Source organism: Rubrivirga sp., assembly GCF_049648075.1.
In the GTDB taxonomy this organism is placed as follows: Bacteria; Bacteroidota; Rhodothermia; order Rhodothermales; family Rubricoccaceae; genus Rubrivirga.
This window is the reverse complement of the sequence record NZ_JBARYR010000606.1, coordinates 1-4,965: the sequence shown is the minus strand read 5'-3', so window position 1 is coordinate 4,965 and position 4,965 is coordinate 1. Positions and strand designations below refer to the sequence as shown.

The window sequence follows — 4,965 nt, the reverse complement described above, 5'->3', positions numbered from 1 at the left end:
GGCGCGGGTCTTGGCCGCGTCCTGGACCGCTTTCTGGGTCAGGTTGAACGGCTTGGCGTAGTGGCCCGAGATCAGCACGAGCCGGAGCGCGAGCGGGTCGAGCGGCGCGTTCCAGTCGTCGCGTCCGCCGTCCCCCGGCGCCGTCGTCAGGTCGCGGACGGTCAGGAAGTTGCCCGCCGACTTGGCCATCTTCGCGCCCTCGACCTGGAGAAACCGCGTGTGCATCCAGTAGCGCGAGAACGGCTCGCCAGTGAGCGCCTCGGCCTGGGCGATCTCGCACTCGTGGTGCGGAAACCGCAGGTCCTCGCCGCCGCCGTGCAGGTCGATGGTCGCGCCGAGGTACTTCTGGGCCATCACCGAGCACTCGAGGTGCCAGCCGGGGAAGCCCCAGCCGCCGGCCGGGCCGGTCCCGAACGGCGAGAACCACTGCATCAGGTGGCCCGCCTGAGATCCGACCGGCTTTTTCCACAGCGCGAAGTCGCGCGGGTCGCGCTTGGCGTCGTCGCGGACGATCTCGCGCGTGCCGTCCTCGAGGGCGCCCGCGTCCACGTTGCCGCTCAGCTTGCCGTAGTCGGGAAAACTGGGGACGTGGAAGTAGACGCCGTCCTCGGTCTCGTAGGCGTGCCCGGCCTCGACGAGCGCTTGGACGGCCTCGATCTGCTCGCGGACGTGCTCGGTCGCTCGAGGCCGGACGTCGGGCTCGAGCAGGTTCAGCGCGCGCCAGTCGTCCTCGAGGGCGGCGGTGTAGTGGCGCGCCAGGTCCCAGACGGTCTCGAAGGCCTCGCCCTCTTTCGAGGCGAGGGCCTTCGCCATTTTGTCCTCGCCCGATCCGTCAGCGACGTCGTCCTCGGTCAGGTGCCCGACGTCGGTCACGTTCGAGACGTAGCGGACGGCCCACCCCAGCGCCGTCGCGGTGCGGACCAAGAGGTCGGCCGTCAGAAACGTGCGGAAGTTGCCGATGTGGGCGTAGCTGTAAACCGTCGGGCCGCAGCTGTAGAAGCGCAGGAGGGGACGTCCGTCCGGTGTGTGCTCGACCGGCGTGATCTCTTGGACCTCGCGGGCGAGCGTGTTCGTGATGCGGAGGGCGGGCGTGTCGGACATGGCAGCGGTGGCTGCCGCCAAGCTACCGGGGGCCGCGTCGCGAGAAAAGAAGAGGGGAGGAGAAGCACCGTCATCGAGGACGAGTTTGTGCTCGCGTCCTCGAGGACGGACGAGGCGACGCCCGCTGTCACCACCGCCGCCCGGACACGTTGAAGCCGACCAGGACGCTGGCCCTCGGCCCGCCGTCCCCGAACACCACCGCCAGGTTGAACGGGATGTTGATCTCGCCGACCTCGTTGTTGAACCCGATCGCCGCCGCGTACGCCGCACCGCCCAACGACAGGTTCGGCCCGACCCCGACCTCGAGGCCGCTCGGCATCCGCAAGCCGGCCAGGAAGGTCAGGCTCGGCAGAAACAGTCCGCGCTCGGCGCCGCCGACCAGGACCACCCACTCGGTCACGCCCGTCAGCCCCTCGCTCGACTGGAAGATCCGGTTCTCGAACTGCCACCCGAACTGGGTCACGATCGGGAGGGTGTTGTCGATCAGGGCGTCATCGGGACAGTCGTCGCGGAGGCAGCCGCCGAACTGCTCGTTGATCCGGTCGACGGTCCCCGCGCTCAGGATCGTGACGCCGGTGCGAGGGCCACCGAGCCGCCTCGGCCCGACAATCCGCGCCTTGGCCACGACAGGAGCCGGTGACGGTTGAGACACGACCACCGGGCGGGGAGTGGGAGCCGGCTCGTCGGTCTCCGTCCTCGAGGGCGGGTCGGGATCGAGAGGAACGCCTTGGGCGGACGCGGTCGCAGCGAGCAGCAACGTGAGGGTTAGGAGTCGGGTCATGGCGATGGAGGGGTGTGAGACCTCCAAAGTCCTCGCCCTCGAGGCCGAAACCGTGGTGCGGGTGCGGGTCAGGGCTAGTCCGATTGCACCATTCGTGGGACCCCGCCGCTCCCACGTCCGTCCGACGTTCCATGCCCGACACGCCACCCGGCCTCCGCTACGTCGACGACGCCCGGCCCGGGATCTCCCGCGTCGGCCGGGGGACGGGGTTCTCGTACCACCACCCCGACGGGTCGCTCGTGTCGGACGGCGTCCGTGACCGCATCGAGGCCTTGGTGATTCCGCCCGCGTGGTCCGACGTCTGGATCTCGCCGTCCTCCAACGGGCACCTCCAGGCGACCGGCCGCGACGACAAAGGACGAAAGCAGTACCGCTACCACGACGACTGGAACGAGCACCGCAACCGGCTCAAGTTCGACCGGATGATCGGGTTCGGGGAGGCGCTCCCCTTGATCCGGTCCCGCGTCGAGGCCGACCTTCGCAAGAGGTCCCTCAACCGCGAGAAGGTGCTGGCGCTGTGCGTTCGGTTGTTGGACGAGACGCTCGTCCGGGTCGGCAACGAGCAGTACGCCGCCGAGAACTCGACCTATGGCCTGACGACGATCCGGGACAAGCACGTCTCGTTCGACGGCTCCGGGGTCACGTTCGAGTTCGTCGGGAAGAGCGGAAAGTCCCAGTCGCTGTCCGTGCAGGACAAGCGGCTCGCGCGCTTGGTCAAGGAGTGCCGCGACATCCCCGGCTACGACCTCTTCCAGTTTTACGACGAGGCCGGCGACAAGCACGACGTCGAGAGCGGCCACGTCAACGGGTACCTCCAGGAGATAACCGGCGAGGCCTTCACGGCGAAAGACTTCCGTACCTGGGGCGGCACCGTCACGGCCGCCAAGAGCCTCGCCGAGCACGAGCCCCCCAACAGCGAGTCCGAGGCCGACGGCCTGGTCGTCCGGGCCGTCAAGGACACCGCCGCGGTCCTCGGCAACACGCCCGCCGTTTGCCGTCGCTATTACGTCCACCCCGACGTCCTCGATGCGTATCGGGAGCACGACCTCCGAGACCGCGTCCGACGCCGCAACGCCGGCAACACTCCGGCTGGGCTGGAGCCGGCCGAGGCCGCCGTTCTCGACCTCCTTCGAGAACGATCGTAGACGGCCCGTCACTTCCCTACACCCTCTGTCGAGTACGGCGATGCGGTCGTGCACGCACTACCACCCCCGACCAGACCCTCCATGGCGACCTCCCCACAAGTGATCGGCCTCGATGAGCCCGCGCCCGACGAGTGGGCCTCACGGCCGTTCTTCGACGAGACTCGCAACCTTTTCCGGTACGTCCGCGCCCACGACTTCGACAGGCTCGCAGATCTGTGCGACGACGACTTTGGAATCGTCGACATCGGTCCTGAGGGGGAGAGTGTGCCGGCCCACACGCGTGAGGAGTGGGAGACGTGGTTCCGAACCCTCTTTGCTCAACTCGATGCGATGGGCGCCGAGACCGATACGGAGATCCAGACCTACGACGCGCTCGTTCGCGGCGAGTTGGGATACGCCGTCGTCCGGTTCTGTCAGACGTTGACCGTGGGAGGGAAAACGGGCCGGTTCGACTGCATCGTGACCATCATCTGGAAGCGTGAGGGCGACCGGTGGGTCGAATCCCGCTGGCACGCGTCGCTGCTCCGGCGCGACCTGCCCGAAGGGTTCGGCCAGTGACGGAGCGGCCTAGCTCGGGAGATCCCGCCCTCGAGGACGCCGACCCGGTCGTGCATGTCGACCAAGTCTCAGGGCGGGGGGCTCCGTCCTCGAGGTCGAGTGGAGCATCCTCGAGGGTCGTCGTCCGCATCGAGGTCGCGCGTCCAAGGCGCGGACGGCGGCTCGTCCTCGATGGGCGAGACACTCGATCTCGGCTGCGTCCTCGAGGGCGGTGCCGTTGGGGAGCGGCGGTCCGGTCTCGGAGTGTTCTAGCCGCCAGATAGCGCGTGCAGTCCGTCGTTACTCGGCGACGGGGAACTGCCAGCGGGCAGGAGCGGTCACCACCTTGCGAGTGCGGGCCCATAACCGGTCGAGGTTGGAAGCCAACTCGCCTTCATCGGCAGCGGCCAACATCATCGTCAAGACGGTCCGCTCACCGGCCGCCAGCGTGGTCGGAGCCTCGGCGGTGAGCAGTCGAACGTCGGCCCCCGTCTCGGCGCCCGGCGCGTCGCCGTCGATCCAGCCGATCCCGGAGACGGGATCGCCGCCGAACATCAGCCTCGAGGGCGCGCCCGTCGTCGGGTCGATAATGGGCGTGCCGTCCTTGTGGAGACTGTCGAGCGTGTCGAGGAGGTCGTCGGTGGAGGAGAGTTGATTGTCGAGGCGCGAGTCAGCCGTCGTGCCTCCCACCACGCGATAGATGAGGCGGCGTACATCGAGGCCGCAGTCTCCGGGCGTCTCGAGGAATGCCACTCCCGCGGCGGGTCCGGGAGCGACGTCGGCGGGATGGTCTGGGTCGACGTAGACAAAGCTCAACTCGCCGTCGCCACCATCCAGGTCGTGGTCCGAGCCGAAGAAGCCGCCCGTGTCGTAGTCGGCGCAGAATCCAGCGCGGAGCCCCTCGACGGGCTCCGACCCGAGGTTGGCGATCTCAAAACGGACGAAGCGGACGTCTGGAAGGTCATCGTGGGCGAACGTAGCTGCAGCGACCCGAACGTTTTGAAGCTGCCGCTCGCCGACGGCGCTCGGGTCCACACAGAGGGAGGTCCAACTCATGGCGTCACCGTAAACCCGTGGGCTGCCATCGGAATCGAGCGGCGCGCCCATCGCGACCGGCCAGTCCCGCAACGCGTAATCCTCATCCCCCGAGAGGTAGTAAGACGTGCTTGATTGGCCTGACTGAGGCTAGGCCTTGCTGACTCGTCGTACAGCGTCTCCGAGCTACGCCGCCTCCGCCTCGCCCACCACCGACCGTGCCGCCCGGATCAACCCGTCTGGCCCGATCCCGACCTCGTCGTGCAACTGCCGCTGCGTCCCGTGCTCGATGAACCGGTCCGGCAGTCCGAGCCGCGTCACGCGCGTGCCCTCGAGGGCGCCCGCGTCCGACGCCCACTCGACGAC

At 68.4% G+C, this 4,965-nt stretch carries 7 protein-coding genes; 3 read left to right on the top strand and 4 right to left on the bottom strand.

Annotated features, from left to right (window positions below):
- Together WBA11_RS16705 and WBA11_RS16700 are read right to left on the bottom strand one after the other, a co-directional pair.
- A partial coding sequence (locus WBA11_RS16705) for a cysteine--tRNA ligase (RefSeq protein ID WP_424521782.1) occupies window positions 1-1,101 on the bottom strand: 1,101 nt, incomplete at its 3' end.
- 127 nt (window positions 1,102-1,228) lie between these two features.
- Entirely contained in the window at window positions 1,229-1,882 is a 654-nt protein-coding gene (locus WBA11_RS16700) for a hypothetical protein (protein WP_424521781.1), read from the bottom strand.
- Between the two features lie 131 nt (window positions 1,883-2,013).
- Here WBA11_RS16700 and WBA11_RS16695 point away from each other — a divergent pair, with 131 nt between their 5' ends.
- From WBA11_RS16695 to WBA11_RS16685, 3 genes are all read left to right on the top strand, one after another.
- Complete coding sequence (locus WBA11_RS16695) at window positions 2,014-3,027, top strand: DNA topoisomerase IB (RefSeq protein ID WP_424521780.1); 1,014 nt, start codon at window positions 2,014-2,016, stop codon at window positions 3,025-3,027.
- Window positions 3,028-3,108: 81 nt separating this feature from the next.
- Window positions 3,109-3,585, top strand: a complete 477-nt coding sequence (locus WBA11_RS16690) for a nuclear transport factor 2 family protein (RefSeq protein WP_424521779.1) — start codon at window positions 3,109-3,111, stop codon at window positions 3,583-3,585.
- Between the two features lie 54 nt (window positions 3,586-3,639).
- On the top strand, window positions 3,640-3,837 hold the full coding sequence (locus WBA11_RS16685) for a hypothetical protein (RefSeq protein WP_424521778.1): 198 nt from the start codon (window positions 3,640-3,642) through the stop codon (window positions 3,835-3,837).
- A 27-nt stretch (window positions 3,838-3,864) separates the two neighbouring features.
- On the opposite strand, the gene WBA11_RS16680 is transcribed toward WBA11_RS16685, so the two are convergent.
- Both WBA11_RS16680 and WBA11_RS16675 read right to left on the bottom strand, forming a co-directional pair.
- On the bottom strand, window positions 3,865-4,620 hold the full coding sequence (locus WBA11_RS16680) for a hypothetical protein (protein WP_424521777.1): 756 nt from the start codon (window positions 4,618-4,620) through the stop codon (window positions 3,865-3,867).
- A 165-nt stretch (window positions 4,621-4,785) separates the two neighbouring features.
- A partial coding sequence (locus tag WBA11_RS16675; RefSeq protein ID WP_424521776.1) for a hypothetical protein occupies window positions 4,786-4,965 on the bottom strand: 180 nt, incomplete at its 5' end.